This window comes from Arthrobacter sp. UYP4 (assembly GCF_057291175.1).
Map to the genome: position 1 here is coordinate 1,818,950 of NZ_JBXAVU010000001.1, position 23,769 is coordinate 1,842,718.

Here is a 23,769-nt window from a genome sequence, read left to right on the forward strand (position 1 = left end):
GACCGGCGTATTCTTGAGGCGATGAATCGCACAATGTTCAAGTCGAAGATCCACCGCGCCACGGTCACCCATGCCGACCTGCACTACGTCGGGTCCGTGACGGTGGACCTGGACCTGCTCGATGCCGCGGACATCCTGCCCGGCGAGCTGGTGTCGATCGTCGACATCACCAACGGCGCGCGGCTCGAGACCTACACCATCGCCGGCGAGCGGGGATCCGGCGTCCTCGGCATCAACGGCGCCGCGGCGCACCTCGTCCAGCGCGGCGACCTCGTCATCCTGATCACCTACGCGCAGATGACCACCGAGGAAGCGCGTGCCTTCGTCCCCACCGTCGTGCACGTGGACGCCGGCAACCGGATCGTCGAGCTCGGCTCCGATCCTGCCGAGGCGGTCACCGGTGACCTCGAGCGCCCGCCCTTCGCGCTGGACAACTCCGCCGTCTCCGCCTGAACCACCTCGCACCTCCGGCATCTCCCGTCGGTCCTGCACGCCCTTTTGCGCGATGGTCAGCAGACTGCCTAGCGGTTTGGGGCGGCAAGGCATAGGGTCGAAAAGCAAGCTTGCTTAGGCTGTCGATTCGCTCGAACCGTCAGCCGGGCTGTCTACGAGGATGTGGAGGCTCGGTACGAATGCCGACTAGTCGAAGAACACGCAAGAGCCGTCCGAAGGCCGCCGTCGTCGTGAGCATGATCATGGGGACACTCGCCATGAGCGGCTGCGGTCCGGCACAGGCTGACAACTCCCTGACCTGGTACATCAACCCCGACAACGGGGGCCAGGCCGCAATAGCGCAGAAGTGCAGCGACGAATCGGGCGGGCGCTACCGCATCGAGACCTCGCTCCTGCCGAGCGACGCCGCCTCCCAGCGGGAGCAGCTCGCACGGCGCCTCGCCGCGGGGGATTCGTCGCTCGACATCATGAGCCTCGATCCCCCCTTCATCCCGGAACTCGCCGAGCCGGGCTTCCTGGCGCCGGTGCCCGAGGAGGTCGCGGAGAGCACGACGGAGAACGTCGTCGAGGGTGCCCTCGCCGGGGCCACCTGGAAGGACGAACTCGTCACCGTCCCGTTCTGGGCCAACACGCAGATCCTCTGGTACCGCAAGTCGGTGGCGGAGGCCGCCGGCCTGGACATGAGCAAGCCCGTCACGTGGGAGCAGATCATGGAGGCCGCGAAGAGCCAGGACAAGTCCCTGGGCGTCCAGGGCGCGCAGGCGGAGTCGATGACGGTCTGGGTGAACGCCCTGATCGAGTCGGCGGGGGGCTCCATCATCGTCGACCCCGAGGCGACGGCGGACACCATCGAGCTCGGCCTCGACTCCGACGCCGGTGTCGCTGCAGCCGAGGTGATCTCCACGATCGGCAAGGACGGACTGGGCGGCCCGGGGCTTCCCACCCAGGACGAGAACGCCTCGCTCATCGCCTTCCAGGGCGACTCCGGCTCCTTCATGGTCAACTACCCGTTCGTCTGGCCGGCGACCACGGCCGCCGTCGAGGCGGGCACGCTGGACCAGGCGGTCGTCGACGACCTCGGCTGGGGCATCTTCCCGCGCATGACGGCGGACCAGGAGTCGGCGCCCCCGCTCGGCGGTATCAATCTCGGCGTCGGAGCCGAGAGCGACAACCCCGACCTCGCGTACGAAGCGGTCCAGTGCATCGTCTCGGTCGAGAACCAGGCGGAGTACTTCGTGACCAACGGCAATCCGCCGTCCAACACGGAGGCCTACGAGGACCCCCGGATCGAGGAGTCCTTCCCCATGGCCGAGACCATCCGGGATTCCCTCCAGGTAGCAGCACCCCGTCCGCAGACCCCGTTCTACAACGAGGTCTCCACCGGCATCCAGCAGCGCTGGGCGCCCCCCGCCGACGTCGACCCGGACAGCACCCCGGAGACGTCGAGCGACTTCATCACATCGGTCCTTCGAGGGGAGCAACTCCTGTGACCTCCGCCATCCCAGCGAAGACGACGACGGCGTCGTCCACCGAGCCCGGCCCGCGCGTCGAACGCGACACCGGCACGGGCAACGGCAAGACCAAGAAACCCCAGAAGCAGTACAGCGACCGCGTGCGTGCCGAGCGTCGGCTCGGCTGGATCCTCGCCGGGCCGGCATTCGTCATCATGCTGCTCGTGACGCTGTACCCGATCCTGCAGGCCATCTACGAATCACTGTTCCGCTTCCGCCTCACGGCCCCCGGCGAGCGCGAGTTCATCGGTCTCGGGAACTACGCCGTGATCCTCTCCGACCCGGTCTGGTGGTCGGGCCTGTGGACCACGGTGTTCATCACCGTCGTCACCGTGATCGTGGAACTCGTCCTCGGCTTCGCCCTCGCCCTCGTGATGCACAAGGCCCTGAAATCCGTGCGCGGTCTGCTGCGCACGGCGATCCTCGTGCCGTACGGCATCATCACCGTCGTCTCCGCGTTCGCGTGGTTCTACGCGTTCGACATCAACTCGGGGTACGTCAACAACTGGTTCGGCTGGCTTCCCGGCATCGACGAGAACCTGAACTGGTTCGCGCAGGGGCCCACGGCCCTCTTCGTCATCATGGCGTCGGAGATCTGGAAGACCACCCCGTTCATCTCGCTGCTCCTCCTCGCCGGCCTCGCGCAGGTACCCGACGAACTCAGCGAGGCGGCGAAGGTCGACGGAGCCACCTGGTGGGAGCAGATGCGCAAGGTCATCATCCCCAACATGAAGGCCGCGATCATGGTCGCCGTGCTCTTCCGTGCGTTGGACGCCTTCCGGATCTTCGACAACGTGTTCATCATGACCAACGGGGCGTACGGCACGGAAGTGCTGTCGCTGCTCGCCTACCGACAATCGATCAGCCGGCTCGAGATCGGGCTCGGCTCTGCCGTCTCCGTCCTCCTGTTCCTGTGCGTCCTGCTGATCTGCTTCATCGCGATCAAGCTGTTCAAGGTCGATCTCGCCGGATCGCAGGGAGGAAAGTAATGACGAACACCAGTACCCGGGGCAAGATCCTCTGGGCGATCGTGACGGTCCTCGTCCTGATCTACGCGCTGTTCCCCGTGGTCTCGATCCTCGCCACGTCGTTCAAGGCCCCCAGCGACCTCACGAGCGGCAAGTTCCTCCCGACGTCCGGCAGGGCCACCACCTCCAACTACGAGCAGATCCTGGTGGGAGACGCCCAGGGGCTGTTCCTCTCGGCCCTGCGCAACTCGATCGGCATCACGCTGATCGCGACCTTCATCGCCGTCGTCCTGGCCACCCTGTGCGCCTACGCGATCGCGAGGCTGGACTTCCCGGGCAAGAAGCTGGTCCTCACCACGGCGCTCGCGGTCTCGATCTTCCCGGTCATCTCGATCGTGACGCCGCTGTTCAACCTGTGGCGCACCATCGGGCTCTACGACACGTGGCTCGGCCTGATCATCCCGTACCTGTCACTGACCCTCCCGATCTCCATCTGGACCCTCGCCGCGTTCTTCCGGCAGATCCCGTGGGAGCTCGAGCAGGCCGCACAGGTGGACGGCGCGACGACGTGGCAGGCGTTCCGCAAGGCGATCGTGCCCCTGGCAGCGCCGGGAGTCTTCACCACCGCGATCATCGCGTTCTTCATCGCCTGGAACGACTTCGTGTACGGCATCTCGCTCACCTCCACCGAGGCGGCGAGGCCGGTGCCCGCCGCCCTCGCCTTCTTCACGGGTGCATCGCAGTTCGAGGCACCGACGGGGGCGATCTCCGCGGCGGCGATCATCGTCACCATCCCGATCGTCCTCCTGGTCCTGCTCTTCCAACGCCAGATCGTCTCGGGCCTGACCTCCGGCGCCGTCAAGGGCTAACGCCCCCGGTTCAAGTAAAGGATTTCGCACCATGGCTTCCATCACCCTCAATCACCTGGTCAAGAAGTACGGCGACGGCTTCCCCGCCGTCAACGACGTCAGCATCGACATCGCCGACGGCGAGTTCATCATCCTGGTCGGCCCCTCGGGCTGCGGGAAGTCCACGCTGCTGCGCATGATCGTGGGCCTCGAGGACATCACCGACGGCGATCTCCTCATCGACGGCCAGCGCGTGAACGACAAGGCGCCCCGCGACCGCAACCTGGCGATGGTGTTCCAGAACTACGCGCTGTACCCGCACCTCACGGTGTACGAGAACATCGCGTTCCCCCTGCGCCTGGCGAAGGGCAAGCATTCCGACGAGCAGGTCGACAAGCTCGTCACCGAGGCGGCCGCGACCCTCGAACTCACCGACCACCTGCAGCGCAAGCCGGCGAACCTCTCCGGCGGCCAGCGGCAGCGCGTCGCCATGGGACGCGCGATCGTGCGGCAGGCGGACGCCTTCCTCTTCGACGAGCCGCTCTCCAACCTCGATGCGAAGCTCCGCGGCCAGATGCGCTCGGAGATCTCCCAGATGCAGCGGCGCCTGGGCGTCACGTCGGTCTACGTGACGCACGACCAGACGGAGGCCATGACGCTCGGCGACCGCGTGGCCGTGCTGAAGAAGGGTGAACTGCAGCAGATCGCCTCGCCGCGTGAACTGTACGAACAGCCGGTCAACCTGTTCGTCGCCGGCTTCATCGGCTCTCCGTCGATGAACTTCCTGCCGGCGACCCTCGAGGGCAACCTGCTCAGGACGGCCATCGGCGACCTCGAGATCCCGGAGGACAAGGCGCGGAAGGCGGCGGGCAAGAAGGTCGTGCTCGTGGGCGTCCGGCCGGAGTTCTTCGAGGACGCCAAGCTCGTGGAGGACCACAAGAAGTCGAACGGGTCCACGTTCACGGCCACGCTGACCCACACGGAGTGGCTCGGGAACGAGCAGTACGGGTACATCAACTTCGATCCGGCCCCGGAGATGAGGGAACTGCTCGACAGCCTGGCCCGGGACATGGACGCGGACGAACTGCGGCCGCAGGTCGTCGTCACCCTGGACGCGGCGAGCCGCATCCGCGGCGGGCGGGAGGCGGAGATCTGGCTCGACACGCGCAAGCTGCACCTGTTCGATGCCGAGTCGGGAGAGAACCTCACCCGCGACGCCGAGGCCGGCGCCGAGCTGACGCGGGAGGCGGCCGAGGAACGCGCCGAGGAGATCGCGACCGCGCAGCAGGCGGACGGACGCAGGGACGGCAACGGTTCCGCCGACGGCGCTCCCGGCCGGCGCGAGGACACCACGGTGAAGGCCGGGGCGGGCTCGTCAGGGGGCGCGACGGCGGCCGGCGGGCGACACACCGCGGGCTGACCGGACCGTTCCCAGCCCGCGCAGGCGGGCGCAACCACAGCAGGGCCGGCACCGGATCGGGTGCCGGCCCTGCTGTGTAGTCTGACCCTATGGTCGAACACGACGGCGCCGACCAGGTCGCCGACATCACTGCCGGATACGTCTTCGAGGGACCGACCCTCCAGCTCGGGGCGGCCCTCGTGGACGGGACGCTGCATACCGGCGCCCAGGTCCGGCTCCCCCTCGCCATGATGAACCGCCACGGGCTGATCGCCGGTGCCACGGGTACCGGCAAGACCGTGACGCTGCAGGTCCTCGCGGAACAGCTCTCTGCGCACGGCGTCCCGGTCTTCCTGTCGGACATCAAGGGTGACCTGACGGGTCTCGCCACGCCGGGCACCGCCTCGGAGCGGCTGGCGAAGCGCACCACGAGCGTCGGTCAGGACTGGGCTCCCGCCGCCTTCCCGGTCGAATTCCTCTCGCTCGGCCCGGACGGGAACGGCATCCCGGTCCGTGCCACGATCTCCTCGTTCGGGCCGCTGCTCCTGAGCCGTGTGATGGACCTCAACGAGACGCAGGAATCCAGTCTGCAGCTGGTGTTCCACTACGCCGACCGGAACGGCCTCGAACTCTACGACCTCGCCGACCTGCGCGCCGTCATCGGCTTCCTCACCTCGGCCGAGGGCAAGGAGGCCCTCGAACTGCTCGGCGGCCTCTCGAAGGCGACGGCCGGGGTGATCCTGCGCGAGCTGGTCGCCCTCGAGGCGCAGGGCATGGACGCCTTCTTCGGCGAACCGGAGTTCGACACCGCCGACCTGCTGCGCACCGCCGCGGACGGCCGCGGCATCATCACGGCGCTCGAACTCGTCGCGGTGCAGCAGAAACCCCGGCTCTTCTCCACGTTCCTGATGTGGCTGCTGGCGGACCTGTTCGCCGAGCTGCCGGAGGTCGGCGACGTCGACAAGCCCCGCCTCGTGTTCTTCCTCGACGAGGCGCACCTGCTCTTCACCGGTTCCTCGAAGGCCTTCCGTGAGTCCATCCAGGCGACCGTGCGGCTCATCCGGTCCAAGGGCGTCGGCATCTTCTTCATCACCCAGACACCCAGGGACCTCCCGGGAGAGATCCTGGGCCAGCTGGCCAACCGCGTGCAGCACGCCCTGCGCGCCTACACGCCCGACGACGCCAAGGCCCTGCGTGCCACGGTGTCGACCTTCCCGACGAGCCCCTACGACCTCGAGGAGGTCCTCACCTCCGCGGGCATCGGCGAGGCCGTGGTGACCGTGCTGAACGAGCACGGCGCTCCCACCCCCGTCGCCTGGACGCGCCTGCGCTCCCCCGCATCGGTCATGGGCCGCGCACCCGAGGGCACCGTGCCGGCCGCCGTCGCGTCATCACCGCTCCTCGCCAGGTACGGCGAGTCCGTCGACCGGCACTCGGCCTTCGAGACACTGGCAGCACGGGATGCGCCCGGAGGCGCTGCCGACGGCGGATCAGGCACCCGCGCCGATCCCCTGGCCGGGACGGGCGTCGCCTCGCGACGGGAGGACCGCGACGCGGAGGCCCGCCGCATCGAGGACGAGATCCTCGGTACGTCCTCGCCTCCCGCGGGTCCCGCGACCGGGTACGGGAGCGGCGGCCGCGGGGAGGGCGACGGACGGTGCTCCGGGCAGGGTCGTGCGCAGAGGACGGACCGGTGGGCAGGGCGCGCGCCCGACCGGGACGAGATGGCCGACCTCGCGCTCCGGGCTGCAGGGGTGATCGGCAAGGAACTGGCCCGCGGACTCTTCGGGACCAGGCGCCGCAGGCGCCCGTGGTCCTGAGGACCATGGCACGCCCTGTGGCGCCGAAGGACGCACCGATGGTCGTGACCGAGATCGTGAGCTCCACCCTCACGGCCCTGGGTGTGGGGCTGCTCGTCGCGGCACTCGTGATCCGGCTGGTCTACGGCTCGTGGGCCAGGACCCAGGCCGTCACGTACGAGCACGAGGGCCACCCGTACCTGCGCTGGCACGACAGCCGGTACAGGATCGTCGAGGCCCTGTGGTCGAGCTGCATGCGGCGGCGCCGCTCCGTGCCGGCTCCTCCACCGCCCGCTCCGGGCGAGGACGTCACCATCTTCTACCACGCCCGCAATCCCACGCGCTGGTCGCTCGAGGAGCCCTACCGCGGCACCCGGGTCATCGCCGGGATCGGGCTCGTGCTCGCCGTCGGAGGTGCCGCACTGGGCTTCCTGCCCGGCTGAACGGCGCAGCCGGTACCGTTGAGAGGTGCATACCAGCCCCGTAGTGAAGGTCGTCGCAGCATGGCTGCTCGCCCTCATGCTCGTCGCGGCAGCCTTCATCGCGGCCGTCGTGATCCTCAACGGACGGCTCTACAGCCCGGAGCACCAGGTGGGCCTGTACCTCGAAGCACTCCGCGACGGTGACGGCGGCAAGGCACTGGGCCTGCTCAACGCGTCAGTACCCGAGGGCTCGAATCCGGCCCTGCTCGAGGGTGACGCGCTCCGCCGGGCCAGTGCTCCGTTCGCCGACGTCGAGGTGGGCGAGGCACGCGACACGGGCGGGGACCGCGTCGAGGTTCCGGTGACCTACACCCTCGACGGCACGGAGTCGACGACGGTCTTCCCGCTCCGGCGCACGGGCACGGAGTGGGGCTTCTTCAACGTGTGGCGGTTCGAGCCGACCGTCCTGCCGACGGTCGAGGTGTCCGCCCTGAACAGCGTCGAGGCCGCGGTGAACGGCATGGACGTGGGTCTTCCCGACGGCAGGGCCGCGCTCGCGTCCTTCTACCCCGCGGTCGTCGACGCCGTGTACGAGGGACGGTACTTCCGGGCGCCGGCGCATTCGGTGACGGTGACGGGCCGGGACGCCGCGCCTCCGCTGCTGGCGCTCGCGACGGAGGCGACGCCGGAACTGACCTCGGCCGTGGACGACCGGCTGCGGGCCTTCCTGGATGACTGCGCGGCCCAGACGGTCTTCCAGCCGACCAACTGCCCGTTCAACTATCCGACGAACGAGCGGTTGGCGGGCGAGATCGCGTGGTCCATCGAGGAGTACCCGACGGCGACGATCACCCCGACCGACGGCGGATGGTCGCTGGCACCGCTGCGCGGGTCGGCGCGTATCGAGACGCAGCTGAGGGACTTCTTCTCCGGTGCGGTCCGGGACGTCTCGGAGTCCGTCCCGTTCGATTTCGAGGCCGACCTCCGGGTGATCGGGGACGAGGTCACCGTGACACCCGTCGTCCGTTACTAGGAGAACCACGCGGACAGCCTCGGCTGCCCGCGCGGTTCTCCTCCGCGTCAGGGGATGAGGTTCTCGGCGCGGTACCGGTCGAAGAGCGCGGTGAAGGCGTCGAGCGTCCGCCGGTAGCCGGTGAAGCCGGCGTCACGGCTCTTGCCCATGTCCGTCACAACCTCGATGTCGCGCCCCAGGTCGCTGTCCGTGTGCCACCACGATGCCACGCGGTCCAGGCGCGGCTCCGCGAGCCCGTAGCGCCGCGCGAGCTCCGCCCACTGCTCCTCGCGCCCCGCCATCGCCCGCTCGAGCGGCCGCGGCGACCCGGCATACCCCTCCCAGTCGACGCCGAAGTAGGCCGCGAGCCGGGGCCACATCCAGCGCCAGCGGAACACGTCCCCGTTGACGATGTTGTAGGCCTCGTCGGCGGCTCCGGGCGTCGTCGCGGCCCAGAGCATGTGCTCGGCGAGGAGGCCGGCGTCCGTCATGTCCGTCAGCCCGTTCCACTGGGTCTCCGAGCCGGGGAAGACGAACGGCTCACCCGTCTCCCTGCACAGCGCTGCCTGGGCCGCGAGGGTCAGGCCCATGTTCATCGCGTTGCCGACGGCGTGGCCGATCACGGTGTGCGACCGGTGGACCGACCAGGTGAAGCCCTGCGCGGCGGCCGCCGCGAACAGCTCGTCCTCCTGCGCGTAGTAGAAGTTCGCGACGGGCAGCCGCGGCTCCTCCTCGTGGAACGGGGTGTCGGCCATCTCACCGGCGGCGTAGGCCTCGAAGGGACCGAGGTAGTGCTTGAGGCCGGTCATGAGGGCCACGTGGGCCACGTCCTTGCCGCGCAGGGCGGCCAGGAGGTCGCGCAGCATCCCCGCGTTCACGGCGATGTTCTCCTCCTCGGTGTCCCGCCGGGACCACGCCGTGAAGAACACGTGGCTGGGGTCCACGGGGGCGAGGGCGGCGGACAGGGACTCGGCCGATGTCAGGTCCGCCGACAGCCAGCGCACGCCGCTGCGTTCCGCGCCGGCTGTGCGGGACAGTGCGAGCACCGACCATCCCTCGGCGAGAAGCTGCTCGACGAGCGCGGAGCCGGCGATGCCGGTCGCTCCCACGACGAGTGCCGTCCGCTCTCCCTGCGATGCTGCTGCCGTCCCTGCCGTCATCCTGCGCTCCTTCTCGTCGTGTCGCGTCCTGCCCGCGGATGCCTGCCTGCCGCGGACGTCCTGGCCGCCGGCGGAGGCATCGATCGTCGCGGGCTCCGAAGGCGACAAGCCGACCTGCCGAAAAGATATTCCGGCGGCAGCGAGGCGTGGGGGGATTCCCTGCTCCGGCCAGGGTCGGCATCGCCGTGCCGGACACCCGCACGCACCGCACACCCCGCGCCCCCTCGCGCTACGTTCCGGCGCCGAGCCGCGGGCGCCGGACACACGAAGGGCACCGGCCGCGGCCGGTGCCCTTCGATGCGACCCGGACCGGCAGGTCAGTCGAGTCCGCGCAGATCCAGCGTCAGGACCGTGTCGCCGTCGGCCGTCACCGAGACCGGGATGCCCCAGTCCTGCTGGTAGAGATGGCACGCCGCGTGGTCGGGGATCTCGCCGCCCGGCTCGCCGTCGCAGGACGCCGCGCGTGCCGTGATGTGCAGGACGCCGTCGCCCGCGTCCGGTGAGAGGACGAGCTCGCGCGTCAGTCCGGTGGACGTGCCGCCGCCCGAGACGAGGAGCGACTCCGGCGAGGCGCTGATCTTGAGCTGCGTGGGATCGCCCCAGCGGTCGTCGAGCTTCTGGCCCGTGGGGGCGGTGAAGCGCACCGTGAGGGCCACGGGGCCGGCCGCCATCGGCGTCTTCGGGCGCTGTGTCTGTGACGCTCCCTCGTCGACGGCCAGCGCCTCCTTGGGCAGCGGCACCCGGACGAGCTGGTGCCGGTTGGTCTCCACGACGATCAGCAGGGGGTCCCCGCCGTCGGCCACCGGCGTCATGTCGACCAGGACGTCGGACGGCTCGGCGAGGCCGCGCAGCAGCGTGGACACTTGGCGCGTGACCGGATCGTACCGGCGGACCGCGCCGTTGTAGGTGTCCGCGATGGCGATCGATCCGTCCGGCAGTGCCGTGACGCCCAGCGGATGCTGCAGGCGTGCCTGCTCGGCGTCGCCGTCGCGGAAGCCGAAGTCGAACAGTCCGGTCCCCACGGCGGTCTGGACCTGGACCCCGCGGCGTCCGTTCACTTCGACGAAGGACAGGAGGCGTACCGAGGAGGTCTCCGAGTCGGCGATCCAGATGGTGCCGTTGGCGTCCTCGGCGAGGCCGGAGGACTGGGCGAACCAGGCGGCCGAGGCGTCGCCGTCGAGCAGTCCCTCGAGGCCGGTGCCGGCCAGGACCTCGACGGCGTGCGTGCGGGGGTCGTAGCTGAAGATCTGGTGGGTACCGGCCATGGCGATGACCACGCGGTCCAGGACCGACGAGTACAGCACGTCCCACGGCGAGGACAGCGAGAGATTCAGGGCATCGGTGCCGAGCTGCGTCTCGGTGAGCCGGGGCGTCTCGCTGGGGGCACCGATCTCGTGGGAGTTCGCCTGCGGCCCGGTCTTGGTGTGGTTGCCGGCGTCGAGCAGTCGCTGCATCCCGTTGCCCGCGAGGGTGCGCACCTCCCCCGTGGCGAGGTCCACGCCGCGCAGGCGGTGGTTCACGGAGTCGGCGACGACGACGTCGTACCCGACCTCGGCGGCCAGTTCCGCCGGCAGCAGCGCGACGCCCTGGGGCTCGTTGAACTCGGCCTCGTCCGCTCCGCCGTCACGGAAGCCCTTGGTGCCCGAGCCGATGGTGCGCCGCACGGTGACGAGGTCCGCTTCGAGTTCCACGAGCCGGTGGTGCCCGGTGTCACCGGCGAGGAAGGTGCCGGTGGCGGGCAGCGCGAGGAGCTTGCCGGGAAACTTCAGGTCGCCCGCGGTGCTCTCGGCCGGGACGTACGGGCCGTCCCCGCGGTGCAGGGTCCCCTTGGCCTCGTGCTCGGCGACGAGCTCCTCGACGAGCGAGGTGAGCCCTGCGGCGTGGCCCTCGCCGGAGAGGTGCGCCACGATGTACCCCTCGGGATCGATCACCACGAGCGTGGGCCAGGCCCGCGCCGTGTAGGCCTGCCAGGTGGTGAGCTCGGGGTCGTCGAGGACGGGGTGGTGGATGTCGTACCGCTCGACGGCGGCGGCGAGAGCCACCGGGTCGGCCTCGTGCTCGAACTTCGGCGAGTGCACGCCCACGGTGACGAGGACGTCCGAGTACTGCTCCTCGAGGGGACGCAGTTCGTCGAGGACGTGCAGGCAGTTGATGCAGCAGAACGTCCAGAAGTCGAGGATCACGATCTTCCCGCGGAGATCCTCGAGCTGCAGCTGCCTACCGCCGGTGTTGAGCCAGTTACGGCCGGTCAGGGCTGAGCCGCGCACGCGGTAGTTCACTCGGGCGCGGACGGTGGTCTCGGTCATTCATCGTCTCCTGCTGTGGTGGTCACCCGCGTCGCGCCCTGGGAGCCCGGACGGGGTCCGACGTCGCGCGCGGCGAGGTCGGCGAACATGTTGTTGTAAGCCGTGAGATCGGCGTCGTTATTCCTGTCCGCCGCGCGGTCCTTGCGCTTCGTCTCGCGCGCGTCCGAGCGGGACCACATGATGGCCACGCCGATCGCGAGCAGGAGCGTGGGCAGTTCCCCCACACCCCAGGTCACGGCGCCGCCCACCTGCTGGTCCGCGAGGGCGGACGCACCCCAGTCGCGGCCCATGTTGCCGAACCAGGAGGCCTCGAGCAGCGACGTCGAGCCCATGAGCGTGACGCCGAAGAAGGCGTGGAAGGCCATGGTCGCGAAGAGCAGCAGGATCCGCATCGGGTACGGGGCGCGCAGCGGAACGGGATCGGAACCGATCATCGAGAGCACGAAGACGTAGCCGGTGAGGAGGAAATGCGTGATCATCAGCTCGTGGCCCACGTGCTCGCGGAGGGCGAAGCCGAAGAGCGGCGAGTAGTAGAAGACGATGATCGAGGCCACGAAGTTGCCCGCGGCGACGAGGGGGTGCGTGATGATCCTCGACGGCCAGGAGTGCACGATCACCAGGATCCACTCCCGCAGCCCCCGCGTGCCGTCGCGGCGTGCCCCCAGTGCCTTGAGCGCAAGGGTCACGGGCGCGCCCAGCACCAGGAACAGCGGCACCACCATGGTGAGTGCCATGTGGTCGATCATGTGGGCGCTGAAGAGCACCATCCCGTAGATCGCCGGCGCGCCGGACGTGAAGTAGGTCAGCAGGGCCAGGCCCACGAGCCAGCTGAGGAGCCTGGGCACGGACCAGGAGTCCCCGCGGCGATGGAGTTTCACCATGCCGAGGACGTAGGCGACCCCGAAGGTCAGCGCGACGGTGATCCACAGCCAGTCCGGCCGCCACTCGGTGAGCCAGCGGGCGGCGGTGGGCTCGGGCGGGAGGTCGTAGCCGGTCAGGACGCGGGCCGGGCCCGCCTCGGTGGGCAGTTCCTCCGCACGGGGCGGGGCCGTGCGTCCGAGTGCCCCGGCCACACCGGATACCGCTCCCATGAGGACCAGCTCGACGGCGATCAGCTGCCACAGCACACGGCGCGCGGAGAGCTTCGACCCGGTGGTGGCCGCAGGATCCCCGAGCTGCGGGATGATCCATTGCCGGTGCATCCAGCCGATGCCGCCGAGGAGCAGCGTGGCGATCGTCTTGAACGTGACCAGCAGTCCCCACTGGGAACTGAGCTGGGCGAGGTCGGTGATGCGGAGGCCGGCGTTCACGACGCCCGAGCCCACCACGAGGACGAACGCGAAGCCGGCCAGGGCGGAGAAGCGCCTGAGGACCGGGAGCGCCTGGTCCCCCAGCTTCCCGCTGACGACGGCGAGGGAGATGATGCCACCCACCCACAGGCAGACACCGACGAGGTGCAGGGCGATCGAGTTCACCGCCGCGTTGTGGTCGTCGCCGCTGGCCGAGTGGCCGATCAGCGCCATGGGCAGCAGATTCAGGAGTGCGAACACCAGGGTGAGTGCCAGTCCGGTCTGCGAGCGGACCCCGAACAGGATCGTGGCCAGCACGGCCGAGACGATGGAGGTGACCAGCCAGGCGCGGCCGGTGGAGAAGTCGGTGAGGAACGCCGCGAGCCCCTGCGTGTACGCGGGGTCGGTGCTGAGCGGCAGGCCTGCGGCATCGGAGTAGGTGAAGACCATGACGCCCAGCGCGCCGAGCGTCCAGGCGACGGCGGAGACGGAGGCCAGGAGCAGAACGCGGGCGAAGGCAGGATGCTCGGCCGCGTCGGCCGTCGGTCTGCGGCCGTTGGCGCCGACCGTGCGCGGCAGCATGATGACCGCGAAGACGAGGGCGCCGATGGTGCCCGCGGCTGCGGTGTTGTTCAGCACCTTGGCGACGGGCAGTCCCCAGCGCGTCAGGGCGCCGGGGTCGCCGAGCTGCCGGGCAGCGGCCGCTCCCGAGTAGAACAGGGCGACGACGAGTGCCGCGAGGACGACGACACCCGCGAGGGTCAGCCAACCGGCTCCGAGCGCACGCTCCACGGGGGCGCTGGCGGACTTCTCGCGCGGTTGCCTACCGGTCGTCGTCATATACACCATTCTCTACCCGCAGTAGAAATAGGGCCAATCCTCCGTCCGAGTGCCGTTAAACGACGGAGGGCCGCTGCCGTCGTGGCAGCGGCCCTCCAGTACGTGGACTACTTGGCGGAAGCCTTGAGCTTCGAGCCTGCGGTCAGCTTGACGCTGTGGCCCGCGGCGATCTGGATGGTCTCACCGGTCTGGGGGTTGCGTCCGGTGCGTGCTGCACGGCTGGTGCGCTCGACGGCGAGCCATCCGGGGATGGTGATCTTCTCGTCCTTGGCGATGGACTCGGCGAAGACATCGAACAGCGCGTCAAGAACGCTGTTCACCGACGCCTGGCTGGTGTCAGCCTTCGCTGCTACCTCGGCAACAAGTTCACTACGGTTTTTAGCCATTTTGGGTCCTCCTGGACGTCACTCTTCTGAACGAGCTCTTCACGGTATTCGAAGAGCCTCTGTCCGAAAACCTATCAGCTCGGGCGCCCCGCCCCGCGTGTTTTCGCGGCTTTTCGGCTTAAACACAGCCTTTTCGGCCCTCTTTCGGGCCCGGCGGGACCGCTTCCGGGAGAAAGGAAAAGCCGGCGACCCGGAGGTCGCCGGCTTCCCGGGTCACCGCGCGGGGCGGTGGATGATGCTGTCGGGGCAGGACGCCCCGGGCGCTGCTACCAGCTCGACTTGGTCACGCCGGGCAGTTCGCCCTTGTGAGCCATGTCGCGGAAGCGGACACGTGAGATGCCGAACTTCTGGAGGGTGCCACGGGGGCGCCCGTCGATCTGGTCGCGGTTGCGCAGGCGCACCGGCGAGGCGTTGCGGGGAAGCTTCTGCAGGCCGAGGCGTGCCGCTTCGCGTGCTTCGTCGGTGGCGTTCTCGTCGACGAGGGTCTTCTTGAGCTCGAGGCGCTTGGCCGCGTAGCGCTCGACGATGACCTTGCGCTGCTCGTTGCGAGCAATCTTTGACTTCTTGGCCATGGTTTAGCGCTCCTCTCGGAATTCGACGTGCTTGCGGATCTTGGGGTCGTACTTCATCAGGACCATGCGGTCAGGATCGTTACGACGGTTCTTGCGCGTCACGTAGGTGTAGCCCGTCCCTGCGGTGGACTTCAGCTTGATGATCGGACGTACGTCCTTGTCCTTTGCCATTAGAGCTTCACTCCCCTCGCGAGGATCGACGCGACGACAGCGTCGATGCCGCGGACGTCGATCGTCTTGATGCCGCGGGCGGAGACCTGCAGCGTCACGTTGCGGCGCAGGGAAGGCACGTAGTAGCGCTTCTTCTGAATGTTGGGGTCGAACCGGCGCTTGTTGCGGCGGTGCGAGTGCGAAATGCTGTGTCCAAAGCCGGGCTCGGCTCCGGTCACTTGGCAGTGGGCTGCCATAACTCTCCTCCAGATTAGATGAACGTGACGGAATCACTTGTGGGGCGTCCCGCCACCAGTAATGACACCGTTATTACTGCAGCTTTCCGGAGGTTGGCCTGGCAGGGTGAGAACCTGCCGAAGCGCCTCGCCGCGGGGAAGACGGTGAAGATCGGGCGGCACGGCCTCTCGGCCGGCGCAGCCCTACATTCCAGGTAGTCGCGGGTAGCCGGACGGACTCCGCCCCGTCCGTGGACGGGTCGGCGTCAGCCACAGCCAAACGCCCTACCATACTACCGGCAGGATCAGGCCTGGCCAAAACGGGTCAGTCGCCGAGCTGCCCGGTCCGGTCGACGACGGCGGGATCCTTGGGAGCGGTCCCGGCGTAGTCGCCGGAGAGGTCCGCATCCGAATCGACGATCGCGTACCGGACGTGGGTGCCGCTGCGCAGTCGGACCCGGTTCAGCAGGACGGAGTCCTCGACCACGGCGCCTGCTTCGACCGTCGCCCCCGAACCGATCACGCTCCGGCGGACCGTCCCGTGCACGGTGGCGCCGGGCGCCACGAGCGAGTTGCTGACGACGGCGCCCTCGCCGATGAACGCCGGGACCAGCTGCGGCGGTTCCGTGAGGAGGGGCCATTCCGGGTCCGCGAGCTCCAGCCCCTTGCCGTCCACCAGATCGAGGTGGGCGCGCAGGTAGTTGGCGGGCGTCCCGAGGTCGCGCCAGTATCCGTCGAGCCTGTGCTCGACGACGGACCCCTGCTCCACGAGGTGGGGCACCAGAAGGTGGCCGTAGTCGCCGAGGCCGTCGTGGCTGTCCTGCAGGTGCTCCAGCGACTCCAGCAGGGTTCCGGCCGTGTACAGGAAGACCTCGGCCGTGACGATGTCCGACTGCGGCTCCTCGGGTTTGTAGGCGAAGCCGGTCACCCTGCCGCCGTCGCCCACGGTCACGACCCCGTGGTGGGAGGCGTCGCCGTCGAAGTCGACGGTGACCATCGTCAGTGCGGCTCCCGTCCGGAGGTGGGTGTCGACGACGTCGCGGTAGTCGAGCCGGTACAGGTGGTCGGAGCTGAGCACGAGGACCAGGTCCGGCGCGAAGTCCCGGATGAAGGACGCCTGGCGGAGCAGGCCGTCGGCGTTGCCCTCGGCGAACCCCTCACCCTCGTGGCCGCTGAACGGGGGCAGCACGAGCAGCCCGCCGCGCGTGCGGTCGAGATCCCACGGCCGTCCGTTGCGGAGGTGGTCGTTGATGGTCTTGGGCTGGTACTGCTCCATGATCCACACGTCGGAGATCCCGCTGTGGTGGAGGTTCGACAGGGAGACGTCGATCAGGCGGAAGCTGCCGCCGAGCGGCATGGCCGGTTTCGCGCGGTGGTCGGTGAGGGCACCGAGGCGCCCACCCGCCCCTCCTGCCAGCACGATCGCGAGGATGCGGGGCTGACGCCGGAACTGTGCCTGCTGGTCCATCTGCCGTCCTGTCCGCGCCGGGTCACTGCCCGGTGCTGTGTGCTTCGTGGTGCCCGGGCGCAGCTCCCGCGCCGGCGGTCGGGTCCCCGGCGAGCGCGGCCTCGACAGCCGGCTCACCGTCGGACAGGATCCAGTGCGCGCCGTCCATGCCCCGGAGGATCTTCCGGCCCACCCGCTCGAGGTCGGCGACGTCCCGGGCGTCCAGCGCGTCGAAGACCGTGGAGCGGACCTGTGCGACATGGGCCACCGCGAGACCGGCCAGCATCTCGAGTCCTGCGGGAGTCAGGGACGCGGTGGTGACGCGGCCGTCGGAGTCGGACGGCAGCCGGGCCACCCACCCGCGTCCCTCGAGCTTCTTGACCACGTGGCTGAGCCGCGAGAGCGACGCCGTCGAGCGGGCGGCGAGCTCACTCATCGGCAGGCTCCGCCCCTCCGACTCGGAGAGCATCGCGAGGACGTGGTAGTCGAACAGGGTGATCCGGGCCTCCCGGAACAGGTGGGCGTCGAGCGTCGCGGGGAGCAGCGACGTCAGCGCATAGAGGGCCAGCCATGCCCGCCGCTCGTCGGGTGTGAGCCAGTGCGCCGCCATCCGCTCATTCTGGCATACCGCTCCGGCGGGTACCGGGCGGGGGCGGGGAGCCACCCGACAGTTGCGGGGGACGGCGCCGAGTGCCATTCTCGACGATCCTCCCTGCACTGCGGCTCCGGTCCCTCCCCGGTCCGGGCACCTTGCGCTGCTCTGGTCCGGGACGGAGATGGACAGTAGGCTTACCGTACCGGTCGGCGGCCCACCGGCCACACCCTGGAGGAGAACCCGATGCCCCGAGACTCTCGTGCCGTGTCCATCGCCCTCGGCGCTGCACTGGCCCTCGCCCTGCTCACCGGGTGCACCGACGGCACCACGCAGCCGCCGGCCAACGCGCCCACCGGAACGGCCAGTGCGGACGAGCCGGCTCCGGTGACACCCGAGGGTACGGGGAGCCCGTCCACTGCCGCCCCGACCGGGTCCGGCAGCCCCGCGAGCTCCGGCGCCCCGTCGGCATCGACGGCGACGGAATCCGCGACGGACGCGCCGGTCAGCCTCAGCCGGGGTGACGAGCGCACGATCGGGACACCCGGTACCACCGTCAGCATCAGCTGCAGCGGCGGCGGCGACATCGACATCGAAACCGATGGCACCACGATCGACATCACCGGCGGATGCGAGGACATCGACATCGACGGCGACGACAACACCATCACCGGCGAATCCGCCGAGGCCCTCGACGTCGAGGGGGACGGCAACACGGCCACCCTGACGAGCGTGCCCGACGTCGACGTCGACGGTCGGACGAACGTCGTCACGGTCGACGACACCCGGGACATCGACGTCGACGGTGAGGACAACACCGTCACCTACAGCACCGGCGACCCCGCGGTCGACACCGAGGGCAGCAACTCCGTCGCCGCCCGCTAGACGCCGCGACGGCGGTACGGACCAGCCAGGCGGTGTGGATCATCCATCTGCCGCGCTCCGACGGCCGCGCACCTGCGACGGCCCGGCCGGAGCGCGGACCGTCAGGCGGGAACGGACGCCCAGTGCGGGTGGACCGGCACCGGATACTTCGGTGCGAGATCGTCGCCCGAGGAGACTCCGCGCAACCGCCTGCCCACCCAGGGCGTCAGGTATTCCCGCGCCCACTGCGCGTCGGCCTTCAACTGCTCCACGCGCCGGAGGACGGGACGTGCCTCCAGTTCCGGCAGGTCGATGGCGTGCGAGGCCTCCATGGCCTCCAGCACCCGGGCGGCCATGAGGGTGTGCCCTGCGGTGGACATGTGCATGCGGTCGACGTCCCAGTAGCTCCAGTCCTGGAACTCGCGCAGGCGCCAGTAGTCGACGACCGTCGCGCCCCGCGTGTCGGCGATCTCACGCACCCACTCGTTGTAGACGGCGGTGCGTCCCCGGGTCGTGCCGAAGACAGCGGACCCCGAGGCATCGAATCCGGTGAACAGCACGACGGCCGCACCGGCCTCGCGAAGCCGGCCGATCCCTTCGTCGTAGTGGCCCATGAGCCGGTCGATGTCGACCCGTGGCCGCAGGATGTCATTGGCGCCCGCATAGAGGGTGACGAGCGTCGGCTCGAGAGCCAGGGCGCCGTCGATCTGCTCGTCGAGGATCTGGCGCATCTTCTTGCCGCGGATGGCGAGGTTCGCGTACCCCCAGGACCTGTCGGCGAGGACGAGCTGCTCCGCGACGCGGTCCGCCCAGCCACGGACGCCGTTGGGCGACGCCGGATCCCAGTCACCCACCCCTTCGGTGAAGGAGTCGCCGAGTGCCACGTACCGCTGGGAGAAGTTCACCGTCAAAGATTACCCTCGGCACCCGGGTCCGTCGGGATAAGCTCGACGGACCCGCCCGTTGACTCCCGCACGAAGGACATCATGCCCACCGACGCAACAATCGAAGCGACCACCGACGTGGCTGCGGATGCCGGATCGGGTCGCCGTCGCGCCGCGCTCATCATCAATCCCATCAAGGCCACCACGTCCGACGTGCAGGGAGCGGTGGAGCGCATCTCCGCCGAGGACGGCTGGGACGCGCCCCTCGTGATCGAGACCACGGCGGACGACCCCGGGCACGGGCAGGCCCGCGAGGCCCTCGAGGCCGGGGTGGACCTCGTGATCGCGGCCGGTGGCGACGGTACCGTCCGGTGCGTCGCCGAGGAGCTCGCCGGCAGCGGGACCATGATGGCCCTCGTTCCGCTGGGCACGGGCAACCTCCTGGCCCGCAACCTCGACATCGCCGTCGACGGTCCGGATGCCGCCGTCGAGGCCGCGTTCCGGGGGACCGAGCGGTCCATCGACGTCGTGCACGTGACCGTGGATCGTGCGCAGGACGCCCACGTGTTCCTGGTCATGGCGGGCATCGGCTACGACGCCGCGATCATGTCCGACACCAGGGACGACCTGAAGGACAAGGTGGGCTGGCTCGCCTACGTGGACGCCGGGATCAGGAACCTCCCGGGCCGGCCGGCGCGGACCACCATCTCCGTGGACGGTGGCAGGCCCTTCGAGCGCCGCCTGCGCAGCGTGATGGGCGGCAACTGCGGGAAGATCATGGGGGGCCTGGAGATCTTCCCCGGCGCCAAGATCGACGACGGGCTGATGGACCTCATGACCGTGGCGCCGAAGGGCAAGCTGGGCTGGCTGGCGGTCGCGGGCAAGCTCTTCGCGCGTGGGAAGGGCAGGAGCAAGGACCCCTCGCTCGAGTACTTCCAGTGCCGGACCGCCGAGGTCACGCTGCGCGAGCCCCTCGAGGTGCAGCTCGACGGCGACCCCCTCGGGAAGGCGACGCACATGGCCTTCGAGATGAAGCCCAATTCGCTCCGCCTCCGGATGCCCCTGGGCTACAAGGATCCCGCGATCGTCAGCGATCCGCTGCCCTAGGGTTGCGGGCAGGCCCGGTCCATCGGCCTGTCTACCCGTCCGGCGGCCCGTCCGCCTGTCCGTCTGCAGACGCTGGAGGTCGGCCGTCGGTCACAGCCAGGGTTGCGGGTCGACCTTCTCGTCATTGACCAGGACCTCGAAGTGGAGGTGGCACCCGGTGGAGTTCCCCGTGGTGCCGACGGCTCCGAGGAGGTCGCCGCGCGCCACGGTCGTGCCGGCGGGCACCTCGAGCACGCTCAGGTGGTTGTAGGTGGTCTTCAGGCCGTCACCGTGGTCGATCACGATGCGCAGGCCGCCGCCATAGGCATGCTCGCCGGAGTCGACGACGGTGCCGGCATCGGCGGCCATGACCGGGGTCCCGCACCCGCTCGCGTAATCGAGGCCGGTGTGCAGTTCGGGTCCGTATCCGCCCAGGGGGTTGACGCGATATCCGAAGGGGGAAGCGACGACAGGGCTGTCCACGGGGACGCCGAACGCCTTGCGCTCCTGGGCTGCGGGAGTCAGGGACGCGGAGAGGGCCCGTGCACTGGCGATACTCGGCGCGATGCCCTCCGCGGCCTGTCCGGCGCTCTCGAGCCGGAAGGTCACCGACGCCCCGGCGGGCGCCGTGACGGCCGGTGCGACACCCGAGGCGAGGGCCGTGCCGGGGGTTGCGGCGGTCGGGGCGGTGGCAGCCGACGGCGCCACTGCCCCCATGACCAGCCCTGCCGAGGCGAGCACGATCCCTGCCGTCGCGGCGTTGTCGCGCAGCCGGGAGAACGACGCCGGCCGAGGTGCGTGCGGGCGGAGCGAGCGCCGCGGGCCCGAGCGCAGGTCCGGATGCAGGTCCTCCCTCAACTCCGGATGCAGATCCGCATGCGCGACGGGCACGGAACGGCGGGCACTGCGCCGTGTCGGCAGGACTGCTGCAGCGTCCCGGGCGGCTGCCTGCTGCTCGCGGAGCCCGCGTCGGGTCGTGGGCTCCGGGGCAGCGGGTGCGGTCGTCGGAAGGGCGGGTGCAGCGACGGACGGGACGGGCGGAAGGGCCTCACCGGCGACCGGGACCCGGAGCGAGCGGCGGCTGGGCGGGCCGGGATGAGCGGGGCGGTGGGAAACCGGGTGCTGCTGCGCTCGATCGTCGGACGCGCGGCGGCGCCCGGACGTAACCGTCTGGGTCAACTGCTTACCTCTCTCGGACGCCCGCGAAGTCGGCTGCCGGATTCGAGCAGGAGTCGGCTCGACCTCCACGCGGTCCGGATCGCGGAGGAGCCGCAGACGGGACCGTACAGAGGAGCAGTGCGGAAGAGCTTCACCTCCAGGCGGCTCGAGCCGCGTCGGACGTGGATCCTCCACCCCTGTCACACAGTGTTCAGGCGGTCCGCTGACAGGGTCGGGCGTGCGGACCTGGATTCCGTGGAACCAGCTTTGACTGCTCAAACCCTAGGCCACGGGATCCGAAGTTACAATTCCGTTATCCTGCCTGTGGATCATCCGTGTCATACTGCGTTCCGTCACCGGGTTCCTGCGCGAAGACGCTGAAGAACCTGCGCCTTCCGGCTTGGCCGGCACCTCAGGCGAGCTCTGCGCGGCCCTTGCGCCAGTACCCCATGAAAGCGACCTGCTTCCGGTCCACCCCGACGTCGCGCACGAGGTACCGCCGCAGGCCACGGACGACGGCGGCTTCCCCTGCGATCCACGCGTAGAAGGGCTGGGTGCCGGCAGGGCGCCCGGAACCGACGGTCGACTGCACGATGGCCGCCTCCATCCGCTGCGGCGTCTCCCACAGGATCGTCCGGTCGATGTCGACCTCCTCGGGCTCGTTTCCTCCCCGCGCACCGGCGGGACCGGCGAGCGACACCCAACCCGGCACCCGGACGGCGTCCCGGACTGCGGCCTCCAGCTGCTCGCCATGCGGCCGGTCCCCACGCGCCAGCCAGGTGATGGCCACGGAGGACTTCGTGGAGATGGCCTGGACGTCCTGCAGGTCCGGCACTTCGAGGAAGGCGGACCCGCTGATGTCCTCGGGCAGGGCCTCGAGGATCGCGCTGATGGCGGGCACCGCCGTCTCGTCACCGGCGAGGAGGACGTGCTGGGCGAGGCCCGGGCTCCACTCGATGCCGCCGTAGGCACCCGCCGTCGCGCACTGCGCCGCCGAGGAATTGGGCCCGATGATGCAGACCCGGTCACCGGGCCGGGCCGCCGAAGCCCACTCCGAGGCCGGGCCGCCCCGGCCGTCGTCGTCGAGGTGCATCACGAAGTCGACGTCGATCTCCGGGCGCGGACCGCCGCAGCGCACGTTCCGCACCGTGTAGGTGCGCATGGAACCACGCTCCTCCGCCTCCAGGCCCAGCCACAGCTGGTACCAGTTCGCCGAGTCCCCGCGCTTCATCATGCCTGCGATGTCCGGGCAGTCACGGCCCTTCGAGGGGATGACGATCTTGATCCGGAGGTCGAGGGTGTCCCCCGCCACCCCGAACGCCTCGAGGCATGCCCCACCGAACGTGATGCGGCGGAAGGTGGCACCGAGGTCCTGCACGGCGGTGACGACGACGTCGAACGCGAGCACCATGGGCTCGGTGTCGGCGACGGTCCGCAGTGCGTTCCGATGGGTCACTTGGGTCATGATGCTGCCTCCACGGGGGCGGGAACGGCGTCCTGCGGGTTGGGTCGGTACCCCGTGGCCTGCTGCCGGCCGGCGGGGGGAGTCTGGGGACGGGCGGGTGCCGGAGGGCTGTGGTGCCTGCCCACCGGGATCACCATCGGCGTGCCGGAGACCGGGTCCTCGATGATCCGGCACTCCAGGTCGAAGACGCCCGAGACGGTCTCCTGGGTGACGACGGCGGCGGGGGGCCCGGCTGCCACGATCCGTCCGTCCCGCATCGCGATGAGGTGGTCCGCATAGCGTGCGGCGAGGTTCAGGTCGTGCAGCACCATGACGACGGTGGTGCCGGACCGCCGGTTCAGGTCCGTGATGAGGTCCAGCACCTCCACCTGGTGCGTCACGTCGAGGAAGGTGGTGGGCTCGTCGAGCAGCAGGATGCCCGTCTGTTGCGCGAGGGCCATCGCGATCCACACACGCTGTCGCTGCCCACCGCTGAGCTCATCCACGTTGCGGTCGGCGAGGGCCAGCGTGTCGGTGGCCTCCAGCGCGTCCGCCACCGCCTCGTCGTCCTCGGGGGTCCACTGGCGGAACCAGCCCTGGTGCGGGTAGCGGCCGCGCCCCACGAGGTCGGCGACGCTGATACCGTCCGGTGCCACAGGGGTCTGGGGCAGTAGTCCGAGGACTCGGGCGACGGCCTTCGTGGACTGGGCGGAGATGTCCGACCCGTTGAGCACGACCGCGCCCTCGATCGGCTTGAGGAGACGGGCGAGTCCGCGCAGCAGGGTGGACTTGCCGCAGGCGTTGGCCCCGACGATCACCGTCACCCGCCCGGCCGGGAGCGTGAGGGAGAGCCCGTCGACCACGGTGCGCTGGTCGTAGGCGAGGGTCAGCCCTTCGGCGGACAGGGTGTCCCCCGACGTGGGTTCCTGACGTGCAGCCATGC

23 protein-coding genes are annotated in these 23,769 nt (G+C 69.8%); 10 read left to right on the top strand and 13 right to left on the bottom strand.

From position 1 onward, the window contains the following. The first annotated feature begins 21 nt into the window (after positions 1–21). The 8 genes from panD (at position 22) to AC0Z9V_RS08575 (ending at position 8,433) form a co-directional block, all read left to right on the top strand. Positions 22–453, top strand: coding sequence for an aspartate 1-decarboxylase (panD, locus tag AC0Z9V_RS08540; RefSeq protein WP_208739348.1), 432 nt, complete (start codon positions 22–24; stop codon positions 451–453). A 179-nt stretch (positions 454–632) separates the two neighbouring features. After that, positions 633–1,943, top strand: a complete 1,311-nt coding sequence (locus AC0Z9V_RS08545) for an extracellular solute-binding protein (protein ID WP_485141231.1) — start codon at positions 633–635, stop codon at positions 1,941–1,943. A 122-nt stretch (positions 1,944–2,065) separates the two neighbouring features. Then, complete coding sequence (locus AC0Z9V_RS08550; RefSeq protein WP_244186328.1) at positions 2,066–2,953, top strand: carbohydrate ABC transporter permease; 888 nt, start codon at positions 2,066–2,068, stop codon at positions 2,951–2,953. Further along, the gene (locus AC0Z9V_RS08555) at positions 2,953–3,801 is read left to right on the top strand and encodes a carbohydrate ABC transporter permease (RefSeq protein WP_208739350.1); all 849 of its coding nucleotides are present in this window, start codon (positions 2,953–2,955) and stop codon (positions 3,799–3,801) included. The genes AC0Z9V_RS08550 and AC0Z9V_RS08555 overlap by 1 nt, the downstream gene beginning before the upstream one ends. A 31-nt stretch (positions 3,802–3,832) precedes the next feature. Further along, complete coding sequence (locus AC0Z9V_RS08560; RefSeq protein ID WP_133081334.1) at positions 3,833–5,200, top strand: ABC transporter ATP-binding protein; 1,368 nt, start codon at positions 3,833–3,835, stop codon at positions 5,198–5,200. Positions 5,201–5,289: 89 nt separating this feature from the next. Further along, a complete protein-coding gene (locus tag AC0Z9V_RS08565; protein ID WP_485141232.1) occupies positions 5,290–6,999 on the top strand; it encodes a helicase HerA-like domain-containing protein in 1,710 nt (569 codons plus the stop codon). Between the two features lie 5 nt (positions 7,000–7,004). Further along, on the top strand, positions 7,005–7,421 hold the full coding sequence (locus AC0Z9V_RS08570; RefSeq protein WP_133081336.1) for a hypothetical protein: 417 nt from the start codon (positions 7,005–7,007) through the stop codon (positions 7,419–7,421). 25 nt (positions 7,422–7,446) lie between these two features. After that, the gene (locus AC0Z9V_RS08575) at positions 7,447–8,433 is read left to right on the top strand and encodes a hypothetical protein (RefSeq protein ID WP_485141233.1); all 987 of its coding nucleotides are present in this window, start codon (positions 7,447–7,449) and stop codon (positions 8,431–8,433) included. A 47-nt stretch (positions 8,434–8,480) separates the two neighbouring features. Here AC0Z9V_RS08575 and AC0Z9V_RS08580 read toward each other — a convergent pair whose 3' ends face one another. From AC0Z9V_RS08580 to AC0Z9V_RS08620, 9 genes are all read right to left on the bottom strand, one after another. Next, the gene (locus AC0Z9V_RS08580) at positions 8,481–9,572 is read right to left on the bottom strand and encodes an SDR family oxidoreductase (protein ID WP_485141290.1); all 1,092 of its coding nucleotides are present in this window, start codon (positions 9,570–9,572) and stop codon (positions 8,481–8,483) included. A 317-nt stretch (positions 9,573–9,889) separates the two neighbouring features. Beyond that, entirely contained in the window at positions 9,890–11,878 is a 1,989-nt protein-coding gene (locus AC0Z9V_RS08585) for an NHL domain-containing thioredoxin family protein (RefSeq protein WP_485141234.1), read from the bottom strand. Continuing rightward, on the bottom strand, positions 11,875–14,007 hold the full coding sequence (locus AC0Z9V_RS08590) for a bifunctional copper resistance protein CopD/cytochrome c oxidase assembly protein (RefSeq protein WP_485141235.1): 2,133 nt from the start codon (positions 14,005–14,007) through the stop codon (positions 11,875–11,877). Before AC0Z9V_RS08590 ends, AC0Z9V_RS08585 begins: the two co-directional genes overlap by 4 nt. A 107-nt stretch (positions 14,008–14,114) precedes the next feature. Continuing rightward, positions 14,115–14,393 (bottom strand): HU family DNA-binding protein, encoded by a 279-nt coding sequence (locus AC0Z9V_RS08595; RefSeq protein WP_087074140.1) that lies wholly within the window; start codon positions 14,391–14,393, stop codon positions 14,115–14,117. A 266-nt stretch (positions 14,394–14,659) separates the two neighbouring features. Beyond that, complete coding sequence (gene rpsN, locus AC0Z9V_RS08600) at positions 14,660–14,965, bottom strand: 30S ribosomal protein S14 (protein WP_133081339.1); 306 nt, start codon at positions 14,963–14,965, stop codon at positions 14,660–14,662. A 3-nt stretch (positions 14,966–14,968) separates the two neighbouring features. Beyond that, a complete protein-coding gene (gene rpmG, locus AC0Z9V_RS08605; protein ID WP_019481734.1) occupies positions 14,969–15,136 on the bottom strand; it encodes a 50S ribosomal protein L33 in 168 nt (55 codons plus the stop codon). Then, positions 15,136–15,372, bottom strand: a complete 237-nt coding sequence (rpmB, locus tag AC0Z9V_RS08610) for a 50S ribosomal protein L28 (protein WP_043441573.1) — start codon at positions 15,370–15,372, stop codon at positions 15,136–15,138. Before rpmB ends, rpmG begins: the two co-directional genes overlap by 1 nt. Positions 15,373–15,676: 304 nt before the next feature. Then, positions 15,677–16,819 carry a glucose-1-phosphate adenylyltransferase family protein gene (locus tag AC0Z9V_RS08615; RefSeq protein ID WP_485141236.1) on the bottom strand — a complete coding sequence of 381 codons (1,143 nt, stop codon included), beginning with the start codon at positions 16,817–16,819 and terminating at the stop codon, positions 15,677–15,679. 22 nt (positions 16,820–16,841) lie between these two features. After that, entirely contained in the window at positions 16,842–17,408 is a 567-nt protein-coding gene (locus AC0Z9V_RS08620) for a MarR family winged helix-turn-helix transcriptional regulator (RefSeq protein ID WP_133081341.1), read from the bottom strand. A gap of 228 nt (positions 17,409–17,636) precedes the next feature. On the opposite strand from AC0Z9V_RS08620, the gene AC0Z9V_RS08625 reads away from it, so the two are divergent. Next, positions 17,637–18,275 (top strand): DUF3060 domain-containing protein, encoded by a 639-nt coding sequence (locus AC0Z9V_RS08625; protein WP_208739393.1) that lies wholly within the window; start codon positions 17,637–17,639, stop codon positions 18,273–18,275. Between the two features lie 101 nt (positions 18,276–18,376). Here AC0Z9V_RS08625 and AC0Z9V_RS08630 read toward each other — a convergent pair whose 3' ends face one another. Beyond that, on the bottom strand, positions 18,377–19,159 hold the full coding sequence (locus AC0Z9V_RS08630) for an SGNH/GDSL hydrolase family protein (RefSeq protein WP_133081343.1): 783 nt from the start codon (positions 19,157–19,159) through the stop codon (positions 18,377–18,379). Positions 19,160–19,240: 81 nt separating this feature from the next. Here AC0Z9V_RS08630 and AC0Z9V_RS08635 point away from each other — a divergent pair, with 81 nt between their 5' ends. Further along, the gene (locus AC0Z9V_RS08635) at positions 19,241–20,245 is read left to right on the top strand and encodes a diacylglycerol/lipid kinase family protein (protein WP_485141237.1); all 1,005 of its coding nucleotides are present in this window, start codon (positions 19,241–19,243) and stop codon (positions 20,243–20,245) included. Positions 20,246–20,335: 90 nt separating this feature from the next. On the opposite strand, the gene AC0Z9V_RS08640 is transcribed toward AC0Z9V_RS08635, so the two are convergent. From AC0Z9V_RS08640 to AC0Z9V_RS08650, 3 genes are all read right to left on the bottom strand, one after another. Then, positions 20,336–21,403 (bottom strand): M23 family metallopeptidase, encoded by a 1,068-nt coding sequence (locus tag AC0Z9V_RS08640; protein ID WP_485141238.1) that lies wholly within the window; start codon positions 21,401–21,403, stop codon positions 20,336–20,338. Positions 21,404–21,794: 391 nt separating this feature from the next. Next, a complete protein-coding gene (locus tag AC0Z9V_RS08645; protein WP_485141239.1) occupies positions 21,795–22,847 on the bottom strand; it encodes a siderophore-interacting protein in 1,053 nt (350 codons plus the stop codon). Continuing rightward, positions 22,844–23,767, bottom strand: coding sequence for an ATP-binding cassette domain-containing protein (locus tag AC0Z9V_RS08650; protein WP_133081344.1), 924 nt, complete (start codon positions 23,765–23,767; stop codon positions 22,844–22,846). The genes AC0Z9V_RS08645 and AC0Z9V_RS08650 overlap by 4 nt, the downstream gene beginning before the upstream one ends. Positions 23,768–23,769 lie beyond the last annotated feature (2 nt).